At 37.1% G+C, this 26,917-nt stretch carries 22 protein-coding genes and 2 pseudogenes; 7 read left to right on the top strand and 17 right to left on the bottom strand.

Annotated elements, in window-relative coordinates:
* The first annotated feature begins 4 nt into the window (after window positions 1-4).
* A complete protein-coding gene (locus IGI58_RS13185) occupies window positions 5-1,642 on the top strand; it encodes a PucR family transcriptional regulator (RefSeq protein ID WP_429953045.1) in 1,638 nt (545 codons plus the stop codon).
* Between the two features lie 44 nt (window positions 1,643-1,686).
* On the opposite strand, the gene arcC is transcribed toward IGI58_RS13185, so the two are convergent.
* The 7 genes from arcC to allC all read right to left on the bottom strand — a co-directional run bounded on the left by arcC (window position 1,687) and on the right by allC (window position 10,984).
* Complete coding sequence (gene arcC, locus IGI58_RS13180; RefSeq protein WP_429953046.1) at window positions 1,687-2,625, bottom strand: carbamate kinase; 939 nt, start codon at window positions 2,623-2,625, stop codon at window positions 1,687-1,689.
* A gap of 266 nt (window positions 2,626-2,891) precedes the next feature.
* The gene (locus IGI58_RS13175) at window positions 2,892-4,160 is read right to left on the bottom strand and encodes a DUF1116 domain-containing protein (RefSeq protein ID WP_429953047.1); all 1,269 of its coding nucleotides are present in this window, start codon (window positions 4,158-4,160) and stop codon (window positions 2,892-2,894) included.
* Window positions 4,161-4,228: 68 nt separating this feature from the next.
* Window positions 4,229-5,986 (bottom strand): acyl-CoA synthetase FdrA, encoded by a 1,758-nt coding sequence (gene fdrA / locus IGI58_RS13170; protein WP_429953048.1) that lies wholly within the window; start codon window positions 5,984-5,986, stop codon window positions 4,229-4,231.
* A 264-nt stretch (window positions 5,987-6,250) separates the two neighbouring features.
* Entirely contained in the window at window positions 6,251-7,300 is a 1,050-nt protein-coding gene (gene allD / locus IGI58_RS13165) for an ureidoglycolate dehydrogenase (RefSeq protein ID WP_429953049.1), read from the bottom strand.
* 562 nt (window positions 7,301-7,862) lie between these two features.
* Window positions 7,863-8,930 carry an ureidoglycolate dehydrogenase gene (allD, locus tag IGI58_RS13160; protein WP_429953050.1) on the bottom strand — a complete coding sequence of 356 codons (1,068 nt, stop codon included), beginning with the start codon at window positions 8,928-8,930 and terminating at the stop codon, window positions 7,863-7,865.
* 23 nt (window positions 8,931-8,953) lie between these two features.
* Entirely contained in the window at window positions 8,954-9,739 is a 786-nt protein-coding gene (gene allE / locus IGI58_RS13155) for a (S)-ureidoglycine aminohydrolase (protein WP_429953051.1), read from the bottom strand.
* A gap of 18 nt (window positions 9,740-9,757) precedes the next feature.
* Entirely contained in the window at window positions 9,758-10,984 is a 1,227-nt protein-coding gene (gene allC, locus IGI58_RS13150) for an allantoate deiminase (protein ID WP_429953052.1), read from the bottom strand.
* 179 nt (window positions 10,985-11,163) lie between these two features.
* On the opposite strand from allC, the gene IGI58_RS13145 reads away from it, so the two are divergent.
* Window positions 11,164-12,024 carry an alpha/beta hydrolase gene (locus tag IGI58_RS13145; RefSeq protein WP_429953053.1) on the top strand — a complete coding sequence of 287 codons (861 nt, stop codon included), beginning with the start codon at window positions 11,164-11,166 and terminating at the stop codon, window positions 12,022-12,024.
* A gap of 61 nt (window positions 12,025-12,085) precedes the next feature.
* Here the strand turns inward: IGI58_RS13145 and tig are convergent, their stop codons facing one another.
* From tig to IGI58_RS13110, 7 genes and pseudogenes are all read right to left on the bottom strand, one after another.
* On the bottom strand, window positions 12,086-13,369 hold the full coding sequence (gene tig, locus IGI58_RS13140) for a trigger factor (protein WP_087639485.1): 1,284 nt from the start codon (window positions 13,367-13,369) through the stop codon (window positions 12,086-12,088).
* Between the two features lie 139 nt (window positions 13,370-13,508).
* The gene (locus IGI58_RS13135; protein WP_429953054.1) at window positions 13,509-14,633 is read right to left on the bottom strand and encodes a hypothetical protein; all 1,125 of its coding nucleotides are present in this window, start codon (window positions 14,631-14,633) and stop codon (window positions 13,509-13,511) included.
* Window positions 14,634-15,016: 383 nt separating this feature from the next.
* The gene (locus tag IGI58_RS13130; protein WP_429953055.1) at window positions 15,017-15,490 is read right to left on the bottom strand and encodes a GNAT family N-acetyltransferase; all 474 of its coding nucleotides are present in this window, start codon (window positions 15,488-15,490) and stop codon (window positions 15,017-15,019) included.
* 314 nt (window positions 15,491-15,804) lie between these two features.
* Complete coding sequence (locus IGI58_RS13125; protein WP_429953056.1) at window positions 15,805-16,401, bottom strand: DUF805 domain-containing protein; 597 nt, start codon at window positions 16,399-16,401, stop codon at window positions 15,805-15,807.
* 266 nt (window positions 16,402-16,667) lie between these two features.
* Window positions 16,668-17,349, bottom strand: a pseudogene (locus IGI58_RS13120) (amino acid ABC transporter permease).
* Complete coding sequence (locus IGI58_RS13115; RefSeq protein WP_429953057.1) at window positions 17,350-18,195, bottom strand: transporter substrate-binding domain-containing protein; 846 nt, start codon at window positions 18,193-18,195, stop codon at window positions 17,350-17,352. It lies immediately after the preceding pseudogene.
* A 9-nt stretch (window positions 18,196-18,204) separates the two neighbouring features.
* Window positions 18,205-19,665 carry an amidase gene (locus tag IGI58_RS13110; protein WP_429953058.1) on the bottom strand — a complete coding sequence of 487 codons (1,461 nt, stop codon included), beginning with the start codon at window positions 19,663-19,665 and terminating at the stop codon, window positions 18,205-18,207.
* Between the two features lie 435 nt (window positions 19,666-20,100).
* Here IGI58_RS13110 and IGI58_RS13105 point away from each other — a divergent pair, with 435 nt between their 5' ends.
* The 4 genes from IGI58_RS13105 to IGI58_RS13090 all read left to right on the top strand — a co-directional run bounded on the left by IGI58_RS13105 (window position 20,101) and on the right by IGI58_RS13090 (window position 22,486).
* Window positions 20,101-20,508 carry a hypothetical protein gene (locus IGI58_RS13105; protein ID WP_429953059.1) on the top strand — a complete coding sequence of 136 codons (408 nt, stop codon included), beginning with the start codon at window positions 20,101-20,103 and terminating at the stop codon, window positions 20,506-20,508.
* Window positions 20,509-20,522: 14 nt separating this feature from the next.
* The gene (locus tag IGI58_RS13100) at window positions 20,523-21,719 is read left to right on the top strand and encodes a hypothetical protein (protein WP_429956327.1); all 1,197 of its coding nucleotides are present in this window, start codon (window positions 20,523-20,525) and stop codon (window positions 21,717-21,719) included.
* 171 nt (window positions 21,720-21,890) lie between these two features.
* The gene (gene mazE / locus IGI58_RS13095) at window positions 21,891-22,112 is read left to right on the top strand and encodes a type II toxin-antitoxin system PemI/MazE family antitoxin (protein WP_429953062.1); all 222 of its coding nucleotides are present in this window, start codon (window positions 21,891-21,893) and stop codon (window positions 22,110-22,112) included.
* Window positions 22,112-22,486, top strand: coding sequence for a type II toxin-antitoxin system PemK/MazF family toxin (locus IGI58_RS13090; RefSeq protein WP_429953063.1), 375 nt, complete (start codon window positions 22,112-22,114; stop codon window positions 22,484-22,486). The genes mazE and IGI58_RS13090 overlap by 1 nt, the downstream gene beginning before the upstream one ends.
* Before the next feature lie 140 nt (window positions 22,487-22,626).
* Here the strand turns inward: IGI58_RS13090 and IGI58_RS13085 are convergent, their stop codons facing one another.
* Together IGI58_RS13085 and IGI58_RS13080 are read right to left on the bottom strand one after the other, a co-directional pair.
* Window positions 22,627-23,250, bottom strand: a complete 624-nt coding sequence (locus IGI58_RS13085; RefSeq protein WP_429953064.1) for a hypothetical protein — start codon at window positions 23,248-23,250, stop codon at window positions 22,627-22,629.
* Between the two features lie 214 nt (window positions 23,251-23,464).
* Entirely contained in the window at window positions 23,465-23,608 is a 144-nt protein-coding gene (locus IGI58_RS13080; protein WP_429953065.1) for a putative holin-like toxin, read from the bottom strand.
* A 1,095-nt stretch (window positions 23,609-24,703) separates the two neighbouring features.
* Here IGI58_RS13080 and IGI58_RS13075 point away from each other — a divergent pair.
* A pseudogene (locus IGI58_RS13075) lies at window positions 24,704-25,858 on the top strand (restriction endonuclease subunit S); the annotation flags it as partial.
* 79 nt (window positions 25,859-25,937) lie between these two features.
* Here the strand turns inward: IGI58_RS13075 and IGI58_RS13070 are convergent.
* Complete coding sequence (locus tag IGI58_RS13070; RefSeq protein ID WP_429953067.1) at window positions 25,938-26,867, bottom strand: site-specific integrase; 930 nt, start codon at window positions 26,865-26,867, stop codon at window positions 25,938-25,940.
* Window positions 26,868-26,917: the final 50 nt, after the last annotated feature.

The following is a 26,917-nucleotide window of genomic DNA, read 5'->3' as shown; positions in this document are numbered from 1 at the left end:
TTGATTGACTACTTTAGAAGATTTATTGAAAATACCACGTTTTTCTGATTTAAAACTATTGACACATCCAGCACAGATAAATACTATCGTAGAAAGTATTGAAATATCGGAAACGCCTGACGTGGCTAACTTTATCCCTAAACGAATTTTTCTACTAACCACTGCGATGGTGTATAAAGACAATCAGCAAGCACTCATTTCCTTGATCGATTCTTTGAAAGAACAAGAAGCTGCAGGAATCGGAATCAAAGTGGGGCGTTTTATCGAAACGATCGATCCTGAGGTCGTTGCTTATGCAGATAAAATCAAATTCCCAATCGTTCAGGTTCCTAGCACACAGCCTTTAGGCGCCCTGTTGCACCAACTTTTGAATTATTTGTGGGATACAAAAACAGAACAACTGAGTTATGCGTTAGACATCCAAAAACGTTTTTCAGACTTACTGATCCATGATGTCAGTATCGCACGATTCATTGCTGACTTTGGAAAAATGATCAACACACCAGTGATTTTACTGAGCCCTTATCGTAAAGTAATTGCACACTCTAAGCACTTTACCCAAACGTCTAAACCTGCTGAATATTACGTTGAACAATTAGTTGAAAAATACAAGTCTTGGAACGAAGATAGTCATGCTTCATTTATTATCGATGACTTAAATCAACTCCCTCTTCAAATTGCAGGCTTTTCAGTAACAGTCAATACCTATTTTCCGCATTATTTATTGATTTTAAACCCAGAACAAGTTCCTTACCCAATGTCTGAATTTGCAGTGGAGCAGGCTTGCTTGGTGCTGTCTTTCATGCTGTACAAAAATCAAAAAGTCCAAGAATCACTTGAGCTTTTGAAGAGTGATTTTTTAGGTCAGCTGATCGAACATCAGCAAACACCTCACCAAGTACAACGTGACTGGCTTGATTTAGGTGCTAATTATGGACTGAAGAAAAGCACGCAATACCAAATCGTCTATGCCGTCTGTAGCCAAACGACCACAACCGCAACAAAAATCAAGTACCAGCAGGAAGAAAGTGATGTTGCTTTTCAATGGCTTCAAGAAAGTTTACCGCACAGAGTAAAACATACAAGTATTTTCAAAGTAAAAAACACGAATCATCTTGCTATTCTGATCCAAAGTAAAGTCAATGACTTGGAGCAGATCTTACCGGAAATTTCGCTTGAACTCTCTGATAAATTACCGATCACACTTACTTTTTCTTTAGGAAATATATATGAAACGGCTGAACAAATCGCCAGCTCATTTATTGAAGCAAAAACCGCTTATGAAGAAACTTTAGCGATGACGGAGACACCTTTGATCCATCGCTATCACCCTAAAGGAATGAAGAGTCTTTTTGAAAAAATGAGTGCCGAGGACATTCATTATTTCTGCGAAACGACTTTGAAAGAGCTCGCTTATCCAACTGAAGATTCCTTTATAGAGCTCAGAAAAACACTCAAATGTTACTTGAGTTTTCAATGTGAGATTTCTAAAACAGCCAAAGAAATGTACCTACACCGAAATACGATCAAATATAGGATCGATCACTGTGCTAAATTATTAGGCAAAAATATTCAAGACCCTATCAACAGCCTAAACTTACGCCTGGCATTAGAATTATCCGAACGTTCAAATCAACATTAAAAAAAGAAGTTGACCTATCAGAAAGATTCGGTCAACTTCTTTTTTTAGCCTGTGATTCTTGTTCCTGCTTGTCCTGATAAAGCTAGGTCTGCCTCTTCTAATGAACAAATGATCGCTGTTTTTCCCTGTTTAGCAAATGCAATCGCAGCTTCCATTTTCGGACCCATACTGCCATCAGCAAAATGTCCTTCATCCATATACTGCTGAGCTTGACTGACAGAAATCGTTTCAAGCTTCTCTTGGTTCTCTTTACCGTAATTGATATAAACATTGCTTACATCGGTCAACATCATGAATGTATCTGCGTCGATTTGCTCGGCTAATTTTTTACCCGTACGATCTTTATCGATCACAGCTTCGATTCCTTTCAGTAAACCATTTTGACAGCGGACCACAGGAATCCCTCCGCCTCCTCCGGCAATCACGATCGTATTTTGATTTAATAACTTAACGATAGCGTCTACGCCATGAATCGCTTTTGGCTGCGGTGATGGTACAACACGACGATAGCCTCGACCAGCATCTTCCATCATGACCCAACCCTTTTCTTTTTCCATCTTTTTGGCTTCTATTTCAGAATAGAAAATGCCAATTGGTTTATTTGGCTGCTCAAAGGCCTCATCTTCTGCTGAAACTTCTGTTTGTGTCAAAAGAGTAACGACATTACTTGTCAAACCTTTTATTTCCAAAGAATTTTTCAAGCTTTGCTCCAACATATATCCGATAAACCCTTGAGATTCAGCATTACAAACATCTAACGGGAATGGCGGAACGACATCTTTGGCTTCTTCATTTTGTCTTAAAATATTTCCTACTTGCGGACCATTTCCATGGGTCAACACAATTTGATAATCTAATTCTTCTATTTTAGCAATCAATTCTGCACTAAGCTTTACGTTTTCTAATTGTACATCTAATGTTGCTTCTTGATTTGGTTTTAAGATCGCGTTTCCTCCCAATGCGATCACGACACGATTTGCCATTTTTCTTCCTCCATTTTCTTGATTGTCATTTTACTAAACGAGATTGAATATTTAGGCATAACAAATAACGCTTGCTAAAGCTGCCTCCTTTTCAACAACAATAGTAAGTGGTCTAAGTTGATCTATCTTTTTCATTAGAAGAGGTCGGGACAGAAGTGTTCAGATCCTAGAAATAAAAGGAGTAGCTTCTGTTCCCACCGTTCATTCGTTTTTAAAGGGACTGGATTGTAACTTGTAGAGTTATGTCCCAGTCTCTTCTAAATGGATTATTCTGTAAAACCTAACTTCTTCGCATAAGCTAAGACGGCTTTTTCAAAACAATCAATTGGCGGTGTGACTGTTCCTGCACCAATTTGACCTAAGCCAGCTTTTTTGTTAGCAATTCCTGTATTGATCACAGGAAGTATTCCTGTTTCGACAACTTTTCTAGCATCGATTCCTAAACAGATGCCTTTGAAATCCCAAGTTGGAACAGGGAAATTCGGATTCGTGTCGATACAAATCTCTGTCATTTCATCACTTGTATTCAATGCATCATAAAAGCCGCCTGAACCGACAAAACGAGTTACTGCCGGTGCTGCAATCATTGCCATGCCCCCAACGCCGAAGGTTTCCGTTATCGCACTATCGCCCATATCTGGTGCTGCATCTGTTTCACTGAAACCAGAGAAATATAATCCTTGTGGTGTGTTCACTGGACCTGTAAACCATTCATCACCCATTCCAGCAATTCGAATCCCAAATTCATGTCCATTTCGACACATAGCTGTCACGATCGTTCCTTCTTGGATTTGTCTAGCCCCATCCATCACCGCTTTTGCCGAAGCCATCATCACATTTAAGAAGAACTGATCTGTATCAGCTAAAAACTGAACAACTTCTTCGCGTTTCACTTGATCGATATCTGTTAAACCAACAATGATTGGCGCCATTTCTTTTAAGAAAGCCAATGAAGCTGCAATATTTCGTTGATGAAATTCATCTCCCATAGCGATTGCTTTTGCTATTAAAACGTTGATATTCAAACCATCTTCTTTTGTTTTCAAGGCTGCACTCAAGACAGGTGCCAACGTGTCGCTCATCCATCTTAAACGAGTGATCACTTCATCTGAATAGGCACCAAAACGCAATACAGCACCGATTCCTTCATTCATTGTACAGAATGCGCGATTACCGTCTGTTTTGTTTTCAACGACTAATACCGCCATATTCGCAGATGTGATACCGCCCATTGGGCCTACAGCATTTACGTGATGACAAGGAATCAACTTCACTTCCCCTGATTCCAGCATTTCTCTAGCTTCTTCTTCAGTATCGCACCATTCTTCAAATAGGGCAGCGCCAACGCAAGCGCCTTGAATAGGATCGACCATCTTATCATAAGTAATTGGCGGTCCAGCATGTAGCAAGACTTTTCCTTGATTTAATTCTTTGATCACTGATTTTGCCGGAACTACATCTAATAAAAAAGGAGAACCGGCAACGATTTTAGCTGCAACTGCCTGATTTGCTTCATCGATTGTTTTATATGACATTTTTTGTTAGCCTCCATTAAAGCTGAACAAGCTGTATTTCTTTTAATAGCTTGAATAGCTTGATAATCTTATTTGCCTAATTCTACTTTTTTTAGAAATTGTAATGCTTTTTGTAGTGTGATATTTCCACCTGCAATTGGTTGCCAATCATATTGAACGACTTTACCGCCATGATTTGTGATTGCTTCAGAAAAACTACGTAAGCCAATATTGATAAATCCTTGATTTGTCAATAACGCCAACATTGCTTCAGATGGTGCTATCGAAACAGGAGTCACTGCTGACTGCGGTAAAACTTCTTTTACTTCTACTGTCAGTGGGTGCTCTAAAATTGCTAGCGCCATGCAAACCGCTTGAGCATTACTATCACAAAGTATCACTCCAGCTTCTTTCATGATCGTTTCTTGTTCATGAATATCTTGAGGATCTTCGTCAGTGCCGACAACTGTACCAATGACAAACAATTCTCTTCCCTGATTTTTTGCTTCTACTTTTAATTCCTTGATCGTAGGAGCAAGTTCTTGTGCCATATTTGCATGGGAACCATAACCTAGTACAACATCTAATAAAATAATAGCTGTTTCGGGATCTTTTCCTACTTCTTCCAGCATTTCTTTACGTTTTGTTGGATCGATCATTGGATGCGGTTTCCCTTGAGTATAAATATCATCACCTAGATCGATGATTTCGTGCCCCTGATTTTTCAAAATGAAACCTTCTGGTGCATGTTCTCCCTCTGATAAGTGTAAACCTTCTTTAATGAGCATTGCTGCTTCATAAGCCAGTGTACCGCCAGAGTATAAACCTTTCACATATTTTTGTTCAGGTTTCAGCGTATGTGCTGGTACATTCAAGCTTTCTTCTCTTGGTGTAACAGCTTCTTTATTCAACAGTTGAACGGCGATTTGAGCAGCTTCTTCAAGTGTGTATGCACGGTAGAGATTTTCTTCATGTGCACCTGGTTTCTCTCCTAGGAAAATCGTCACTGCAGGCTTAGAAATACTTCTTAAAAGGTTCAGTACTTCATCACGAACTTGGGCTGCTGGTGGTTTAGAAATCACTACGATCACTTCTGTATTAGGATCTTTCTCCAACGTCATGATACTGTCTTTAAGCGTGATACCGCCAATTTCCTCTTTTAAATCGCGACCTCCTGTACCGATCGCATTCGTCACACCACCGCCTAATTTATGGATAATCGTTGTTACTTCTTGAATACCTGTACCTGAAGCACCAACGACACCGATTTTTCCTTTACGTACAGCATTTGTGAAAGCTACAGGAATACCGTTAATGATACCCGTACCGCAATCTGGCCCCATTAGTAAAAGTCCAGCTTCATGCGCTTTTTCTTTCAAGCGCTTCTCATCTTCGATCGCTACATTGTCACTAAAGCAAAAGACATGTTTCCCTTCATCTAACGCTCGTTCGATTTCAAGTGCTGCATGTGTTCCAGGAATAGAGAATACAGCTACGCCAGCTTCTTTTCCTAACTCAAAAGCTTTGTCCCAAGTTTTGGCAACTTCTTCTCCAGCGCCATCTCCGCCGCCTTTTGTTTGCTCTTCTAAAAATACATCGATCTCTGATAATACCTGATCGATCAACGAATCATCTTCGATATCTAAAACAATCACCATATCATTTGATGACGCTTTTTCTAATTCATCTGTATATAGGCCACCAGTTTTAAAAATATCTTTATTCGCTGGAGTCCCCATCATAACAGAGACATTATGAACACCATCAATCGTATTTAATTTGTTCGTCAATAACATCAATACGATGGAATCCTGATAGCTGTTCGCTTTGATTATAGTATGCAGCATTGAAATTCCTCCATTTGTTTAAAAGTGTAGTAGGCTCGTTCAACTCTGATTGAAAAATAGAAAAATATGTCTGTGACGCTTTCTGTCACATACAGATTTTATCTTTTTTCTGAAGAGTTAGCCTATGAAACTGGATACGTTTAAGAGTGTAATAGGCTTATTCATCTTTTATCGAAAAAAGGTTCAACTCTTTCTTACGAAAGTCTTGTACTGTTCATCATCAGCTCATGCATCTTCGCTGTGATTTTCAGCAAAATTGAAAAGCTATTCAGCAAATTTATTTTTATGATCATAGCGATCATAATGAATATCATCGCTGATCAAATATTGGTAAATATCATCGACGATCTCAATTCCATTTTCTTCATAATTTTTTTCTCGTGCCCGTCCTCGTTCACCAGGATAATTTACTTCTGTAAATCCAGGACTAGGACTGATTTGTTTGATTTCATCCAGCATTGCAGAAATATTTTCCTTGAATGTATCTATTCCAATGAAAAATTCTGGATTGATCACAATATGAAGCTGTCCTAATTCACGTCCTTTAGACAAATCATGATACATTGAAGAAACATGTTTGCCGAATGGTACACCTAATAAAATCCCAGACAGGACATCGACCATCATCATCAAACCATATCCTTTTGGTCCTGCGATCGGTAATAAAGCATTAACTGCTGTAGAATCCGTTGTTGGATTACCTTTTTCATCGACTGCCCACGAATCTGGAATGGCTTCTTTTTTCGAACGAGCATGCAAAATCTTGCCCCATGCCTGAACAGTCGTTGCCATATCAAACGTGATGATGCGTTCATCACTACTTGGTGCTGCAAAGGCAATCGGATTTGTACCAAAATAAGGCTCACTTCCGCCAAAAGGAACGACCATCGGATCAGATTGACAAACAGATAAAGCAACCATATCTTGTTCTGCCGCTCGTTCCACATAATAAGCGAGGGCTCCACTATGAGAAATATTACGCACACCAACAACTGCCACGCCATTTTCTTTTGCCATTTCAATCGCATGATCCATAGCGAATTTCGCTGCCACAAAACCTGAGCCATTATCACCTTCAAACATTCCACAACTTGGTGCAGTCTGCTCAAAGGAGAAAGCTGGATCGTTTGTAATCCCGCCTTTTGCAATTCTTTCGGAATAATATTCTACACGCATTGCCCCGTGCGAATGAATCCCTCTAGCATCGGCAAAAGTCAACACATCGCTGACGATCGCTGCATGCTCATTTGATAACCCTGATTTTGCAATTTTGTCTTGGATCAATTGATGTAACTCTGCTTTCGTAACTCTCATAAGTGAATCCCTCCTTTTAATAAAAGCGGAACAAGACGTTCAACCTTGACTGAAAAATAGGAAAAATAAAATGTGGTGTTTTTTACCACAATTTATTTTTATCTTTTTTCCGAAAGGTTGGCTTGTACAGCTGGATAACAGTAAAAGCGGAACAAATCGCTTAATCCTGTAGAAAATTAGGAAATTGACATTGAGACGCTTTCTGTCTCACTGGCAATTTATCTATTTTCCTAAGAATTGATTTGTGTAGCTAGATAACATTTAAAGCGAAACAAATCGCCTAATTCTGTAGAAAATTAGGAAATTGACATTGAGACGCTTTTCGTTTCACTGGCAATTTATCTATTTTCCTAGGAATTGATTTGTGTAGCTGGATAACATTTAAAAGCGGAACAGGCTCGACAAGCTCTGACAGAAAAATAGGAAAAATCGATTGAGACGCTTTTTGTCTCACTCTATTTTTTTCTTTTTTCCGAAAAGCTAGCCTGTGTAGCTGGATAACATTAATATTTAACACTTTCTTGTGAAAGTCCTTTTACTTTTTTACATTAGTTCAATCTAATTATTTCTTTTCGCCAAAAGCGTTCGTATTTTCATACCGATCATAATGCAGCGTATCACTTTTCAGATAATCATAAATATCTTTGACAATCTCAATACCATTCGCCATTGATTTTTCATAATTGATTTGATTGATTTCACCTGGATAATAGACCTGATCAAAACCATCAGCGGCTGGAATCTCATGAAGCTCTTCCACCATCTCATTCACAGAATTCTTAAACATATCTAGATCTGTGAAACATCTTGGATCGACCAAAATATACATTTGACCAACATCTCGGCCTTTAGTGATGTCATCATACATCGATGATACATGTTTCCCAAATGGTAAGCCTAAAAGCATACCGGATAAGATATCCACCATCATCATCAGTCCATATCCTTTTGGTCCTGCGATCGGTAATAGACCATTTACTTTATGCGGATTTGTTGTAGGTTTCCCATCTTTGTCGACTGCCCAAGTATCAGGAATGTCTTTATTTTTAGAACGAGCATCTAATACTTTTCCCCATGCCTGAACTGTTGTTGCCATATCAAAAACGACCGGCTCATGACCTTTTCTAGGAGCAGCAAATGCAATCGGATTCGTGCCAAAATAATTTTCTTTCCCGCCAAACGGTACGACCATTGGATCAGACTGACACATTGCGATCGCAACTAAATCGTGTTGTGCAGCTTTTTTCACGTAATAAGAAAGTGCACCACTATGACTGATTTTAGAAATGCCGACAACAGCTACGCCAGATTTTTTCGCCATATCGATCGCATAGCCGAGACCGACATCTGCTACGTATTGTCCAGCTCCATTTTTTCCGTGGACGATTCCTGAGCTTGGTCCAGTTTCTTCAAATTCAATTTTTGGATCAAGGGTTACGCCGCCTTTGTCGATTTGTTCTGCGTAATACTCCACTCTAACGGCGCCATGTGAATGGATACCGCAAGCATCTGCAAATACCAAGTGTGTCGCCACTTCCTCTGCATGCTCTGATTTCAGACCTGCTTTTTCTAATTTATTTTCAATCAATGCATGCAATTCTTCTGGTTTCACTACAACAGTTTCATTCATTCTTAAACTTCCTCTTCACTAAATTAAATTTCTGGATCACGGTTACAATCTTTTGAATAGACATACATCAAAGGCTCATCACGGCCAACAGCATATGCCGCTTGCTGTACATAAGAACTCATAAAGATGTAATCCCCTTTTTCGACCGGCATCCATTCATTATCCAAATTGTACATGCCTTGTCCTGAAAGTAAGTACGCTCCGTGTTCTTGGTAATGTGTTTCGATATACCCATGGCTAGCCCCAGGTTCAAATGAAAGGATGTGGAAATTCATGTCGAAACCTAAATCTTTCGGTAAGAAATCCCATAATAAAACATCTTTCATTCCTTCATATTCAATCGGTTCAATGTCATTGACATTTCCTACAACTTTATGTGCTTCATAGCCTTCTAATGGTTGATACCGTTTTTTGTACAAGAAAATCTCTGTATCAGCATCTTGACCATTCTCTAAATACATCAATGTGCTTGCTGGTAAATAAACATAACCGCCTTTAGTTATCTCGTGAGTTTCAGTGCCATCGCTGACTTTTAGGACACCATCGATCACGTAGACGATCGTCTCGATTCCTTCACCGCCAAAACCACGTTCATTTTTACCATCTTTATGAAGGGTAATGATGTAATCGACAAAATTTGCGCCTAATTGTTTTGAACCTAAAATCGAACAATCACAATTTTCAAAACCTGGAATCACATTGTTCACTAATCCATCGTGAGGAATCAGTGCGTAATTATTTTTTTTGATGACTGCTCTTGAGGATAATAAACCGTCAAGATAGCCTGTTTGATTATTTTTGTATCCCATTTTATTTTGCCTACTTTCTTATTTATATGCTAATTCGTACAACGTACTTGCTAATACTTTTACGCCATTGACTAAATCATCGATGTCTGTCGCTTCTGCTGGATTATGACTGATTCCATTGATACTTGGAACAAAAATCATGGCAGTTGGAAAATTAGGAGCGATGATTTGAGAATCATGACCGGCACCACTGTGCATGACTTTATACTCCATATGTTCTGCTTTAGCAGCTGCTTCGATCGCTGTTACGATTTCTTGATCCATTGGTACTGGCGCTTCATCCATCCATAAATCGATATCGATTTCTAATTCATGCTCCGCAGCGATTTTTCTCATCAACGCCTCGATTTCTTGCGTAAATGCATGTAGTTCGCCACTGTCCGTATGACGACAATCCATCGTGAATAAGACTTCACCAGGAACAACGTTCACTGTATTTGGTTTTGGTTCGACTTTTCCGAAAGTCAACACTAAAGGATCACCGACCTCAAGCGCACGATCGATTGCTTGTGAGCAAATTTTGGCAAAACCGTAGACTGCGTCTTTGCGGTAGCCCATTGGTGTTGTTCCAGCGTGGTTTGCTTCACCTTTTAAGACGATCGTATATCTTCTTTGTCCGGCAATATTATTGACGACACCAATTTGAAGATTTTCTTTTTCAAGAACTGTTCCTTGCTCGATGTGAATTTCTACGAATGCTTTGATATCATTGCGCACAGCTTTTGTTTCATCTCTAAAGTCAAAGCCATGGCGGCGCATCTCCTCCACAAATTTCAAGCCTTCAAAATCAGCGATGTCTACGACGTCTTCTTTCTTTGCCTCACCAACAAAGTTTTTACTGCCCCAGAAAACTGTCGGGAAACGACTGCCTTCTTCTTCTGCCATCGAAATGACTTCTAATGAACGTTTTGGCTTTCCGTGTGTTTCTAACAAATACTGGATCGCTACATAGGCTGCGATCACACCGAACTGACCATCTAAGTTTCCTCCATTTACAACGGTGTCTATATGTGAACCTGATAGAACCGTTTCTTCTGGAAACTCTGTTCCTTCTATTCTGCCAAAGAGGTTCCCGATCTCATCAAATGAAGCGGTCAGACCGATTGCTTCTAATTTTTCTTTTACAGATGTTTGTGCTGCCAACCATGAATCAGAATATAACAAGCGTGTCATTCCGCCGGTTGGATCATTGCCGATACTAGACAAGTGATCGATATTTTCTTGTAACACTTTCTTTAAATCCATTTGATACATCTCCCTCTTTTGTTATCATATTCATTGTAAGCGGTTCCTGATTTTCACACACTATCCAACCTTCACAAATTAACTCTTATCTTTGTGCGCATTAAACATAAATATTGGGTTTACTTGGGTTAAAATAGAAATAAGTTCGTGAAACTATTTAAAATTACGGAGGAATTCTCATGCTAAAACAAGAATTTTGCTATGCTCAATTAGACGATTTACTGTTATCTATGACCTTTTATTCTGATGAACACACAACTGAAAGTAAAGCCACACTACTCTATTTCCATGGTGGTGGTCTAGTTTACGGTGAACGGGATGATCTACCTAATTCTTATTGTGAACTACTTGTAGAAAATGGCTACAATCTATTGACTGTTGATTACCCGTTAGCACCAGAATGTAAACTTACTGAGATCGACTCTTATCTTCAAAAAGCAATCGATTGGTTTTTGGCTAATCATCAAACTACATTGGGATTATCTAACGCTGATTATTTTTTATTTGGGCGATCTGCTGGCGGCTATTTGGCTTACTTACTCTCTTCAAAATACCAAAAAACCGAACAAAAAGGAATGATCAGCTTCTATGGGTACTACGATTTGACTGATCCTCGTTTTAGCCAGCCTAGTAGTTATTATAACCAGTTTGCTAAAGTAGTACCACTAGCAGCACAAGCGTTGATCTCTCCTAAACCCAAAGCAACCATATCGATCAACGAACGTTTTTCTCTTTACTTATCAGGTAGACAATTTGGGAATTGGTTAAATTATTTAGTGAAAACTCCTAGTGAAAAAAATACTTTTAGCTTATCTGAAACAGACTTAGCAAGCTTACCACCGGCTTTCTTAACTCATAGCTCTGGTGATCAGGATGTACCTGTTGAAATATCTAGAAAAGCAGCTACTCTTATCCCAGCAGTGACTTATGAAGAAGTCTCAGATTTGCCACATGATTTCGATCGTGACCTAAACAACGGAGAAGGGCTGCGTATTTATCAACTATTGATCGGTTGGTTAGATCAAATTACCTCAAAATGATGATTTTCAGCAAAACAAAAAAAGACATTCCTCATGAAAAGGAATGCCTTTTTTAGTTGAATTATTTTTCTGTTGCTGTTTCAGTAATAACTTCTACTGCTTTTTTCATGCGAATATCATGTTTCAACATATCTTCTGTTAAGACACGTTTTACTTGATCGATCGGCATGTTATATTGTTCTGAAAGATCTTTGATTTCGTTTTCGATCTCTTCTTCAGTAATTTCGATATCTTCAGCAGCAGCGATCGCTTCGATCACAAGGTTTGTTTTCGTACGAACTTCTGCTTCTGCTTCAAATTGTTTGTGCAAGTCAGCTTCTGTTGTACCAGTTAATTGATAGTACATATCAGGCGCGATTCCTTGACGTTGCATGTTATTCAAGAATTCATCCATTGAACGGTGTACTTCATCATGTACCATGACATGTGGAAGATCAACGATCTCAGCATTATCAACAGCTTGACGGATTGCTGCTTCGTCTTTAGCTTCTGTTGCTGCAGCTTCTTTAGATTCTGTTAATTCTTTACGGTATTTTTCTTTTAATTCGTCTAATGATTCAACTGAATCATCAACGTCTTTCGCAAATTCATCATCCAATTCTGGTAATTCTTTTGCTTTTACTTCGTGTACTTTCACTTGGAAAACAGCTTCTTGACCAGCTAAGTCTTCCGCTTGATAATCTTCTGGGAAAGTTACTTTTACTTCAACTTCTTCGCCAGCTTTTTTACCAACTAATTGGTCTTCAAAGCCTGGAATGAATGAATTAGAACCTAATTCTAGAGAGTAGTTTTCACCTTTGCCGCCTTCAAAAGCAACGCCGTCTTTGAAGCCTTCAAAGTCGATGACAACTGTGTCACCTTCAACAGCAGCTTCGTCTTCTTTGATCACTAATTCTGCTTGTGCTTCTAATTCGCGTTGGATGCGAGCATCTACGTCTTCATCTGTTACTTCACGATCTTGTTTTTCAACTGTTAAGTTTTTGTATTCGCCTAATTTTACTTCAGGTTTTACTGTTACTTCTGCAGTTACGACCCAGTCTTCGCCTTTGTTCATGCTTTCAACGTCGATTTTTGGTTGTGATACTGGATCGATCCCAGCTTCTTTCACAGCTGCTTCGTAAACTTCTGGTAATACAGCGTTCAAAGCATCTTCATACAATGCTTCTTCACCGTACATACGGTTAAATACTTGACGTGACACTTTTCCTTTACGGAATCCTGGAACGTTAAGATTTTTTTTGACTTTATCAAATGCTTGTTTCAAGCCTTTTTCAATTAGAGTTTGATCAACTGAAAAAGTTAACACACCATCGTTGGTGCCTTTTTTTTCCCATTTCGCAGACATTTGTTTCCCTCCGAATAACTTAATTTTATACATGAATTGATGTTATGCATACCTTTAAATAGTACACTATAGCTAGTTAAATGTAAACATTTTAGGCGGGAAGAAGCGAAAATATTCACGGATTTTTGTATTTTTTCTCTCATAGATTATTTTTTTTAGCTTTAGCGTTCTTGAGAGCTGTTGCTAGACACCCTAGCAGATAAACACCAAGTAAAACAGAGATGATCAATCTGATTGGTTTAAATATAGCGATAGCTGCTAGAAAAATAAGTAAAATAGTAAAGCTGAACGGATTTTTATAGGACTGAACTTCCTTTTTTTCGGCAATCGTGCGTGCTTTTTCAATCGTTGGCCGACTCCCGTCTATAACTAGCTCTGTTCGATCCATTCCAGTGATCAATACTTGGAAATTTTTCCCTTTATATTTGTAAAAAACTTGCCAAAATGGGACATAAAGATAATCGGAAGCCATTTCATATTTTAAAGAATCGATGTTCAACTCTTTTACCTCACTGCTCGATAGCTTGGATTTAGCTAGCTTCTTTGCAGAGATCGGAATATGTTTTTTTACTATTCTTGTGATCGCTTCGACACTTTTTGGTGATACAGTTAAGTATGAACCATTTTCCCGCTCTTCATTTTTGAGCGCTCTCGCTCTTTCCATGAATTTTTTGCACTCAACTTTTTTAGCAAAACTTTGAACTTCTAAAGAAAGCTCTGTTGTGATCAGATAACTCTTGATCGAAGAACTTTCAAAATGATCCTGTACGGTTTGCCATTCCATCACTTTTCTTTTCTTCTCAACACCATTTATCTCAACGTATGGTCCCCACGTTTCCTGACCGATATCCGCACTAAATATTGCCTGATATTTAATAGTCGCGATCATATAAGGAACATATAACGGCTTTATCTCTATACTTTCTATTTCTCCTTGAGATAAATCATTCTTAGCCAACCATTCATAAAAAGCCGTTTTTGCCTGATCTTGTGAAACCTCTAAATCCAGCTTTTCTTGTTTCCCAAAAAAAGCTTTGTCTAAGCCCGTTTGATCATTCAAAGAGAACGTAGATTTACAATAGGCACACTTGAATCCCCCCATGTAGTGATCAAGATAAGAGCCGCAATTTGAACACAGAAATGCTTGTTGATCACTGTTCTCCTGCTGCGGCATCATGCAGTAAGAACATCTTTGTGCATTAGGATCAGCCATGGGCGCGCCGCAAGTCTTACATTTATTTTGAATCAGATGTGCGTTTTCCATTTTCCCCTCCGATTGAAATGAGTCATAGCTTTCAGTTAAAGAAAGATATTTTTTGTCTTCTCTGTATCAAATGATCTATAGTGCTTTCAATGGAACAAAAGTATAGGTGATAAAAATTTCAGTCCCACTTTAGATATGTAAAGTCATTCATATTATAGACAACAAATCCCTAATCATCAACAGGCTCTTTCTTTAAATACTAAAGGTTTTCTTCTAGCAACTAAAATGACCATGTCTTTTGTCGCTAAATAATCCTTTACGCAGCAGTACTTTCTATCAAAAATAGCAACATAGCGTAACTAATGAAAAAGTTTTCACTAATTAAAGCACCATGTTGCTTTCTATTTAAACCAACATAAACAGTCAACTGTATTTTTTATTTATCACAATTCATATTCCATACAAATCGATGTCTCCATCTCTTCATAAGGCGGGAAATTTGGAATTCTCGTAAAGCCATATTTTTCATAAAATTTGATTGCACCAAAAAAATAAATATCCGTTTCCAAAATCAACCTCTGAAACCCCTGTTTCTTCGCTTCATCAGCCAAAATATCTATCAATTGCCAAGAAATCTTCTTTGAACGGTATTCATTTTTGACAAATACTCGCTTGACCTCTGCATGATCTTGGTCAAACCTTTTAAGTGATGCGCAACCAATAGGATGCTCTTGATCATATGCTATAAATACCAATTGATTTTTAAGAGGCTCATTAAAAAGAGAGTAAGCTTCTTTATCTTTTTCATTGTAGCTTTGATGATCTAAGTCTTCATCCAACAATCGACATAGATAAAGAAAATGTTCGTCTTCTGAGTTTGTCTTAACGATTTTGATTTCTGTATTATGTTTTGTCATATCATTTTCCTTTCTATCACATTCTTAAAATTTCTTATTCCTAATAACTTCTTTAAAACATTTGTAAATCTAGTTTACTACTTATAAATGTTGAAATCTATTGATAATTTTTTTACCTTCAAATTTGTTTGATTCATACGATTTACTGTTTTCCTCACCATACATATATCAAAATACGTACTAAAAAACCTTGGATAAATGACTATAATATGCAAAAAAGACAGGGACAGCCCTGTCTTTAAATAAATATCAAAATCAGAAATAAGCTACATACTTTATCATTTATAGCTCTCAACTTATTGCTTTGATCTAAACTATTCTGTGATATTTTCGTGCGCACTAGAAAAAATAGATTTTAAAATAGGATTATTGCTTTTAGTCGCCAACATATTTGTCGGTAAAAATGGACATACAGAGACGAATGTGGCTAATGTCATAAACAAGAAAATAAACAATGGTGAGCTGCTACTCATAATAGTAGGTACTGAATAACTATCAGAATATTGATAAAGCATACTTGTGATCGAGCTTAAAAATGATGAATAAAAGCTCAAAACAAATGTAAGATATAATCCGTAATAAAGGACCATCAATGCAAGTATCGCTTTGCTCTTTAATCCTACATCTCTTAATCTTCTCACTGTCAGCGCCAACATGGGTACAACTAATGCCAGAGAAAAAATGACAATGATAAATAATAGAACAGGACTCACAGATGACTCATAATAAGATCGACTGGCAGAATTAGTGCTTATGATGATAAATAAAACAACATAAATAATAGCAATACACAAATTCGCCCACCAAAAACCTGCACGAGTTGAGCGCCCTCTAAAATCAGCATAACCTTTCCAAAAATCTTTTACTGCTTGGGGAAATGAAACTTTCCCTGTTTCTTCAATAGTTTTCATAAAATACTCCTTTCTCCATTACAATAGTTTACATTGTGTCAGTATTTTTTTCAAGTAATTTTTGTACTGTTCTGAAAAAAGGAGTAAAAAAGATTTATGGTTAACGGTGCAATGATCATCTTATTTTTCAAGTCATCATTGTAAACTGCGTTAAGTTTAAGAAACTGTGCTAGCATAGCTTCTTAAACACTATTTGTCTTTTCGCAGTAATGATTTAACAATCACTGATTCTATCTATAAAAAATGTATTATTTTGGCTAAGCATACTATATACGAACGCTACTTTTCCCTTCATACCGCTTTGCATAATACTGTTCCAAACGATTTTGTCCCCAACCGATCCCAATACACAGTAACCAATACATCACAGCTACTAAAATATACATCGACATATAGTCAAACGTTCTACCACCGACGATTTTAGCCTTTTGGAAAATATCCGGAATCGTGATCATCGCCGCCAGCGAAGTGCCTTTTAATAAATCCATCGCCACATTGCCCAATGCCGGAATAGAGATTCGAAACGCCTGCGGTAAAATAATTTTACGCATCACTCGTCCAAAAGGTAAGCCTAACGCATACGCCGCATCCCATTGTCCAGTACCTACACCCGCGATCGATCCGCGATAAATCTCAGCAATAAAGGCACTGCTGGTCAAACTAAAGCAAATACATGCCGCGGTCAATGCATTTAACTGATAGGGCAAACCAAAATACAGTAGGAAAAGCAAAACCAGCCCTGGCACACCACGCAAAAAGGAAATATAAAAACGAACAAACCCTTTTACGATTTTTGACGGCAACATGCCGAGCATCGTCATTATGATACCTAACATATTCCCGATCAAAAAAAGTCAACACGCTGATGCCAATGGTATAAGGTAATCCCGTCAGTAAAAATGGTATGGAGTCAACCATTAAACGAAGATCGATCATTGGAATATACATTTACTCCACCGAAACACTTTCTTCAACCTTTTCCTTTGGTTCTACTGAAACATCCGTTTGGAAATACGTTTCAGAGATTTTTTTCATTGTGCCATCACTCGCCATTTTTTTTAGCGTTTCATTGATCTTTTCACTAAGCGCTACACTGTCTTTTTTCATTAAAAAGCCGGTTGAATTGGCGTTAAAATAGACACCCTCTAAAATTTTCACTGGAATATCCGGCAGTGCCCCAACAGACATTTTTTGCAGGTAATAATCATTCAAGATCACATCTGTCCGGCCATTGGCAACATCTGTCAAATATTGATCATTCGTGGCATTATCATATGTTACTAGTTTTGCTCCGTATTTCTCTGCGATTTTCATATAATTTGTGTTTGGCTCACCTGCTGCTTTTTTGCCTTTTAAATCTTCCAGAGAAGCGATACCTGAATCATCACTTTTCCGCACGATCATGCTGTCAAAAGAGTATTTGATCGGTGAAGACAACCTGAACTTCTCTTTTCTTTCTCCCGTCAAGCTAAAATCATTTGCTGCTAAATCTGACTCTCCTTTTGCCACAGATGTGATCTGTCCATCCACATTGTACTCTTTAAATTCAACCTTCAAATCCAACCGTTTAGCCACTTCCTTGATCACATCCACATCGTAGCCAGTCAATTCATTTTGATCGTTGTAGTAAGACGAAGGAAACAAGGTACCAGATGTCGCAACGGTCAGCTTCTTCGCTTCTTCTACTTTTTCCCAACTTTGATCTTTACCTGAAGATGATTCTTTCGAACTCCCACACGCTGCTAAAACAAACAATAAGCCCATCACACTTAAACTAGTAATAATCTTTTTCATTAGAACCTCCTATGATTCACGATAAAATTTAGGTAATAAAAACTGCTGTTCCTGCTCAAAAAGTTCTCCTACTTGGAAAAGTAGATCCTCTCTGCCTTTTGAAGCCATAAACTGAATCCCCAGCGGTAAACCAGAATCAGCGGTATGGGTAGGTAAATTGATCGCCGGCTGTCCAGTTAAATTTGCCAGCTGTGTAAAAGGCGTGATCGTCAAACTCTTTTCAAACATCTCATAGATCAACCTCTGTAACTGTTTTACTGATAAAGATTCTGCCTGAGCTAAGTCTTGACGAATCTGATCACTTTGCAGCTCTGCATCGATTTTCGGTGCAATATCTGCTGCCGTTGGTGTTAAAAATAAATCATATTCTTCAAATAATTGCTCCATTTGATAGGCAGCCTGATCCCATAATTGCAGTGACTGAACATACTCGCTCGCAGGTAATTGTCGTCCATATTGGTAGATTCCCCACGTCATCAGCTCCATATCAGAAATCGTTAACGGACGTTGAATTGCTTCCTGGATACCGCTAAACATTGCCGCGGTCTCTGCGCCGTTCATTGCGTAATAACTGTCGATCAATTGATGTCCATTGACTGGATACGAAATTTCGGTCACTTCATGCCCTTGCTGCTCTAAAAAGGCAACCGCCTTGCGCACAGCTTTGACAGCTTCTGATGAAACAGGCGTACCAACCGGTGATTCAGTCAAAAAGGCAATTTTCAAACGTTTTTTATCCGATGCCGTTTGATGAGACCATTCTACCTTTGGCGCTTGATACGGTGCTGCTTTTTCTGTCCCTCGCAGATGATAAAAAAGCGTCTCCGTATCTCTCAGCGAAACAGTCAAGGCAAAATCGATTGAAGCCCCTTGCCACCCCCGCCAGCCATTGGGACCAACTGGCATCGTTCCTCTTGTCGGCTTTAAACCGATCAACCCACTAAACGAAGCAGGAATCCGAATCGAACCACCGCCATCACTTGCACCAGCGATTGGAAACAACCCGCTCGCCACAGCAGCGGCCGCACCACCGCTAGAACCACCAGGAGAATAAGCCAAATTCCACGGATTTCTCGCTGGACCATAAATCGTCGGATCAGAAATATTCTTAAATCCAAATTCAGGTGCATTGGTTTTTCCAAACGGAATAAAACCTAAACGTTCTAACCCTTGAACAAAATTATCCGTTGCTGCTGCTCGATGCTCCTTGAATAAACGAGATCCCAAAGTCGATTTCATGCCCACTTTGTCTTGCCCTAACATTTTCAACGGAATTGGTAGACCAGAAAAAGGACCATCAGCTATTTGAGTCGTTTCAAAGTGCTTTTTGGCAGCTTCAGCATCCCAGTCGACAAAGGCGTTTAGATCAGGATTAAGCTTTTTTACTTGCTGATCTCGCTCATCGATCCATTCGGTGACACTTAGCTTCTTTTCTCGGAATTGTTTTGCGTAGTATAAACCATCTTTCATTACTGCTCTCCTTTCGATTGCTTGCTGTTTTTTATTATACAGGTTTGTGTTGGAAAACCGTGATAAATTTGCTTGAGGGGGTTATTTTTAGAAAGATTTTTATATGAAGATATGTTTAGGTCGATTTGCTATATAGAATTATTTAAGGTTATAGTGATTGTTTTGAAGATTCCAGTAAAATTCAGAATAGAAGAAAACGAATAAGCCCTAGGAGCAGAAATGTCTCCTTCTTATTTTTCCGATTTGAACACTTTTTCCCGATTTTCCCGACCTCCTCTCTCTTTCATTATCTAACTTTTCCATCCACACTCACTATTAATTACTTAAAACAAAAAAATATTGACTTTTAGTTTAAATTAAAATAACATTAGTTAAATGAGTTATTCTTTAATATATGATGATTATTTTAGTTTAAAAGATTGGGGATAAAGTAACATGAAATGGAAAGTTTTAATCATTGTTTTTATTATTATTTGTATTGGAGGATATTTCTACCAAAAAAAGAAAGTACCTTCTCAAGACTTGATTGTAAATACAATTCCTCCTGAACTGATTATTGGGGATGTCGCTTCTAAAAATGAACTTGATTTCACAATAAAAGTTATCTCTAGTGAATTTATGGAGATCAAAACAGATTCACTATTAAAAATCGATATTAGAAATGCAACATTTGATCAACATGGAAATGATGCCACTGAAGAAATTCTATTTAATTATATGAAAACTGTTGAAGTTGGCGATCATGTAGAACTGTTATCCAACTCAAATGAACTATTGTCTAATCATGTTTTAAGAGTAAACTCGTTGTCAAATTTAAAAATTGGAGGTTCATGGGACAAATGAAAAAAATGTTTAAATTGAAAATGTTGGGTTTACTGTTTAGTGGTATTCTTTTCTCAAGTAACACGGTTACGTATGCATCAGAAGTTTTCTATACAGAAGAAAATACAGCCAAAATTGAAACTACAACTAAAATTACACAAGAAGTTTATGCTAGGGTAGCACTTGATTTTGCCAATGGTATTTTACCTGATAAAAATTTATCTGTTACTGCAATGACACCTATATTGAATAGTGAAAATGAGATTCTTTCTTATGATTGTAAACTATCTGAAAATGATGTGGATTACGGATATGTGATTGTAGATATGAGTTTAGATGGTGACTATATTTCTGAATTCAATTTAGAAAAAAATGTACCTGATTTTTATGAACAAATGATACAAAATGTAGACGAAAGAACGAATGAAAATGTGAACAAAGATGATATTCCAGAATCAGAACAAGTTTTGATTGAAACTTTACCAAATGAATATTCAGTTGTTGTAGAAGATACAGCATTGACAAGTTCAGGTAAAGTGATGGATGCTGATGAACTTGAAATGTATCAAGAAGAAGTTTTTGATGTTATTGGAGAAAGTATAACAACAGCCTCTCAATATGGTCACACAGGTGACGTTATGCAAAATTATCCTAGTGATTACTCTTTCCAAGCAAACCATATGTTGCCATATTTTATTTCGATGACCCAAGGGCAATCAGAATCTGCTGCCGGGAAATACGCATGTGCAGTAACAGCAATGACAATTGTTGCAGATAGATATGGACTTGGTCAATCATGGGTGCCATCTAATTTAAAAACAACATACAATAACCTTTGGTCTAAATCATCGACTAAAGAAACAAGTAGAACGGTTAAGAATGGTAAAACAATTATTTACGGTGGAACACCTGTAAATAAAATCGGTCCTGCCTTAGTAAGTTTGGGTAAGGATAAAAAAGTTAATCTCAAATATAAAGATGCTAGCAACCCTAGTTTTACAACAATAAGAAATGCAATATCAAATAAACACGATGTCATTTTTAGTTATTTTATTAGTAGTACCAAAGGACATTCGGTGTCGGTTCAAGGAACATGGACTGGAAAGAAAAATAATAAAAATCACGATTTCATCATTCTAGCTGATGGCTGGGGAATGTCAGCACGCTATATAAATTATACGACGAAATCAAATACAGTAATCAACAAATCGATGACTGAAATTTGGAAATAGAATCGAAAAGAACCAATCATGTATTGGTTCTTTTTTTGGATAAAAAAACTATCTGATTTGACAGAAATTAAAAGAAGTAAAGGAATGACTACAAGAAAAAAGTAATTACGTTGTATTTACTAATTGCTTGTTGTATAATAGTATCAGAAAAGAATTTCAGGAGGGGATATTTTGAAGACTAGAAAACAAGGGAACGCAATTGTCTTGACGATTCCAGCAAAATTCGGAATAGAAGAAAATATTGATTATATCGCTATTAAGGGTGATGATGACAGCATTACTTTCATTAAAAAGAAAGCCAACTTATTTAAGACAGCGTTTGAAGATAACCGAGAAATAGAAGTCGGCGATGGGTTTCCAGACGACACCCCTGTTGGAAAGGAACAACTTTAATGGTTTTCAGCATTCAAGGATACACACCTAAACGTGGAGATATCGTAGTCATCAATTTTGATCCTAGTATTGGTCGGGAAATCCAAAAGAAACGACCAGGTATCGTCATTAGCAGCGACGAGTACAATGCCGTGACTGGAATGATTGCCGTTTGTCCGATAATATCAACTATCAATGTGAAAAGTCATTTTATCGAACTGAGCGCTGATCACCAAGTGAAAGGACATATAAATCCTTTACAAGTTAAAACATTTGACTTTACTGCTCCTGAAAGAAATGTCCGCTTCATAGAAAGAGCAACGCTGAAAGAACTAGGAGAAACTGCTCAAACCGTTAATATGATATTCGATTTTTCTAGTTTAATGACTGAATAAAGAGGCTCTCATGATCTCCCCTTTTCACAAATAATAGCCTTTCACCGATTTCTCCTCAAAATTGGTGTTTTTTCTTAATCATTCGTATTTGCGTGGCATTCATCTATTTGAAATAACTTCTTAACTTTCTAATTGCCTCATTACTCCTTACCCCAATATTCCTCATATTTTTTAATAGACATGTTCAATTCGGGATGTTCTTCCGCCATTGTTTGGATAAAAAGATATTCTCCTTTGTGCGGCTCTGGTTGCCCTTTGTTTTTGGATAATTTTTGAATGTTGTTTACTTCTTGATCTGATACTTTGTCAATATTCTCTGGCGTTGCTCCAGCTTGAAACATTCGTTCACGTTCTGTTGAATGACCGTCATACGTCTTTTTAGTAACATCGATTTGTTTTCTGAGTTCTTTTGCATCTTTTATTAATTTTTTTGACCCAACGTTTTCCTCGACAATATCTACATCTTTTAATGTTGCTTCCCAGTCTCTATTGTAATGAAAATTGTAGTCTGCACTTAAATAGTGTTCTACTTGGTTTGATATTCTGTTTAACATATAGTCATTCGGGTAACGCTGCTCCATTTTGTAGATGGTCTCTCTTGCTTGATTAAAATTTGACTGATCGATCGCTCTTACTAATTTATTATAGTTGATTTTATTTTCATTCAGTTGACCATTGGCTTCTATCTCGGCTGGGTATCGTTTACTGTTGCAACCAACGAGTAAAACCAATACAAACATAAGCAGTAAAATCACTTTTTTCATTTGTCTGCTCCTTTTGTGTAAAAAATATGACGTACCATTGTTATATAAAAAATAAACGAGAAGAATACTTCAAGTCTCATTTATACTATGCTATAATTAAATTGAGCAAGAGAGATATGCTCGAACATACCTCTCTTATATAGAACCGTTTAAGACGGTAGGAAAGTTTTTTATTAAAAAAATAACCAGTTCACTTGCTAAAGTTGATGACTGGTTATTTCTTTTTGTCGTTTTTATGCATTTCTACAACTAAACGGATCAAAGCAATGGTAAACATACCAAAGCTTAATATCAGTTTAATTGTGTCTAATGCGGAAAAAGGCATCCTCCCTCCATAGATTTCAGTACTTACATCCATAAGCACCACCACCTTTCAGAAGTAGCCACCGTCATAACTTTTCTATAAGTTAATTATATCATACTAAATTAAACTTTTAAACGCGCGATTTTATTTCCATTTGCCATGATTATATCTATAAAATGAAGCTTTCAAAAAATTATTTCTCTGTTATTTTTCCTTATATATAAGAGAACAAATCAAGTTGTTATTTAATACTATTTTTTACAAAAGTGACTAGATTTCTCTTGTACTTTTTGTATATACTGAGGAAGTAGAATAGAAAGGAGAACTTTCTCCCTTCTGTCATCAAGGATTGCTAATCATCAGCTAAAAAAAATGTTATGATCAGCAATAAAAAACAGCTCATGTGGAAATGAACTGTTGAAATCAGAATATAAAATTGAATTGGCACTTCACTGTCCGGCAGCAACCAGATAGATGAAGTCTTGTAATGACAGCGCAAACTGCCCAAACAAGTTGCCAATAGTGCTAGCAGCAGATACTAGCTTTTTTCAGCGTACCTAAAATCCGTCTATTTTTATGGAGATCTTGTTTTTGTGTACAGAAAAAAGTGATTGTTGTTTCTTGAGGACTATTGCAAACGATATTGGGTGAGTTTACCTAGTATCGTTTTTTCTATTCTACAATTTAATGAAAGGAGGTATTTTTTAATATAAAACAAAAAGGCACTTCATCATCTGACAGCAATCAAATGATGAAGCCTTGCATAGACAGCGCAAACTATCTATACAAGTTGCCAATTACTAGCACTTTCGCACTAGTTCTTTTATTGTACCTAATTTTTCTTTTATTTTCTAGCACATTTGGAAAGTTTTAGTTTAAAGAAGGTATTTTAGTTAGTTCTTGCGTTTTTTCTAGGAATTGATGGCGGTATTGGTAGTCCACAAACTCCAATAGCGTTTTTTTGTTTTATGTTGAGCAGATGGTAACACAGATACAGCAAGGCTTGAGGGAATTAGATGAAAGTCGTTTGTGTTGCAGGTTGAACTAAAGTTGCCTGAGTCAATGCGCGAAGAAGAATAAGTTAATAGATGACATACTGGTTTGAAAATTAGTACTTCAATATCACTGTTCCCAATATTATGATAAGCTTGGGAACAGCGTAAGTTAGGAGATTTAGCAACTATTGTTCGTGGAGCAAGTCCAAGACCTATACAAGACCCAAAATGGTTTGATACTGAAAGTGATGTTGGTTGGTTAAGAATCGCTGATGTTACTGAGCAAGACGGAAGGATACATTATCTTGAACAAAATATATCAAAATTAGGTCAAGAAAAGACACGAGTTTTAACTGAACCACATTTATTGTTAAGTATTGCTGGAACAGTTGGAAAGCCAGTGGTAAATTATGTTAAAACTGGTGTTCATGATGGTTTTTTAATATTTTTAAATCCTATATTTGAAAGAGAATGTATGTTTCAATGGCTTGAAGCGTTTAGACCAAAATGGCAAAAATATGGACAACCAGGTAGCCAAGTAAATTTAAATTCTGAGTTAGTACGGAATCAAGAAATAGCATTGCCAAATAATAAGGAACAGCAAAAAATTGGTGCTTTTTTTCAGAAACTCGACAACACTATCACTCTTCATCAACGTAAGTTAGAAACCTTAAAACAGATGAAGAAAGGGTTTCTACAGCAGATGTTCCCAGTAAATGATGGAAAAGTACCAAGGGTACGGTTCGCTCACTTTGAGGAAGAATGGGAACAGCGTAAGTTGGGGGAAATTTCAAAAGTTATTGACCCGCACCCTAGTCATAGAGCTCCAGAAGCAATTAACGAAGGCATTCCTTTCATTGGAATTGGTGATGTTGATGAATTAGGAAACATCAACCACAATTATGCGAGGATAGTGAGTGAACATATTTATGACGAACATCACGCTAGATATGATTTAAGCGTGCCTTCTATCGGAATTGGAAGGGTTGCATCTCTCGGTAAAGTTATTCGACTCCGCTCTGACATTGGGAAATACGCGGTTTCACCAACAATGTCCGTTATACAATTTTATAATACAAATGTCCTTGATTTCCTTTATTCGACAATGAATACACCAGCGTTTCAAAAGCAGTTTAAGTCTTTTAGTAACGGCTCCACTCGTCAGTCAGTCGGAATTCAAGATTTGCGTGAATTGCAGCTCTCGATACCTCAAGATGTTATTGAGCAGCGAAGACTTGGACAATTTTTCAAGTCTATGGATAAAACTATCACCCTTCATCAACAAAAATTAGATCAACTCAAAATTTAAAAAAAAGCCTATTTACAAAATATGTTCATATAAAATAAACCCCATCAAGTTTTTCCGCTAGCTTAATGGGGTTTATTTATTACATCAACATTGATAAATGTCGGATAATTTTATCGTTATCCTGATTTTCCAATTCCTGAATAATATGAAGGTATGTTTCTTGTGTTGTCGTCATACTAGAATGTCCCAAACGATTTGCAACGCTGGCAATTGAGACACCTGCAAATAACAGTAATGATGCATGGGTGTGTCGTAAACTATGAACTGTAATGATTGGGATGTTTGCACGAGTGCACAATACTCCCAAACGATTATTAATAGTGGAATTGAATACTCTGCTTTTAACAAAAATTGGTTTATCTGATTCTTTCGCTTTGATTAATTGTGAAAATTGCATAGCTAATTGCCAGTCGATTTGAACCTTTCTATTGGAAGATTCATTTTTTGTTGGTTGGAAAGAACCAGTTGCCTTTTTGTAATTCCAAGTTTTATTAATTTCTATTTTTTGTTTGGAGAAATCAAAATCTAAAGGTGTTAAAGCTAATGCTTCTGAGAAGCGAAGACCTGTTTTAACAACTAACAAGATAAACCAATCCCAATTAATTTCTTCTGTTAAATTCAACTCTTTTAATAAGGCTTGAACTTCAAATTGATTTAGAAATTTTGCTTTTTTAGGCCGGGGAGCTTTTCCTTTTATAACAATTTTTCTTGTAGGATTTTGTGTAAGAACACCTTCATCTACTGCATCTAAAATAGCACCTTTCAAATGATGATGAAAATCCATAGTAGTTTGTTTTTCATGAGTAAGCGCATAATCATTTAATAATTGTTGATAGCTATATCGATCTAATTCTTTTAGTTTTAGATTTGGTGCAAGTTCTTGTAATTTTTGTTCGGCTACATAGTATTTTTGCAAAGTAATAGAACGAATAGCCCCCACTTTGTAAAGATTCACCCATTCTTTAAAGTACTCATGAAATAGTTGCTCTTTTCTTCTTTTTGTCTTCATAAAAAACCTCCCAGATAATTGATAGATGAGTTCATCATCTCTATTTATTA

This window comes from Enterococcus sp. AZ020, assembly GCF_050499205.1.
In the GTDB taxonomy this organism is placed as follows: Bacteria; Bacillota; Bacilli; order Lactobacillales; family Enterococcaceae; genus Enterococcus_L; species Enterococcus_L dunnyi.
Note: the sequence above shows the minus strand (reverse complement) of the source record. Positions and strands in the feature narration are given on the sequence as shown.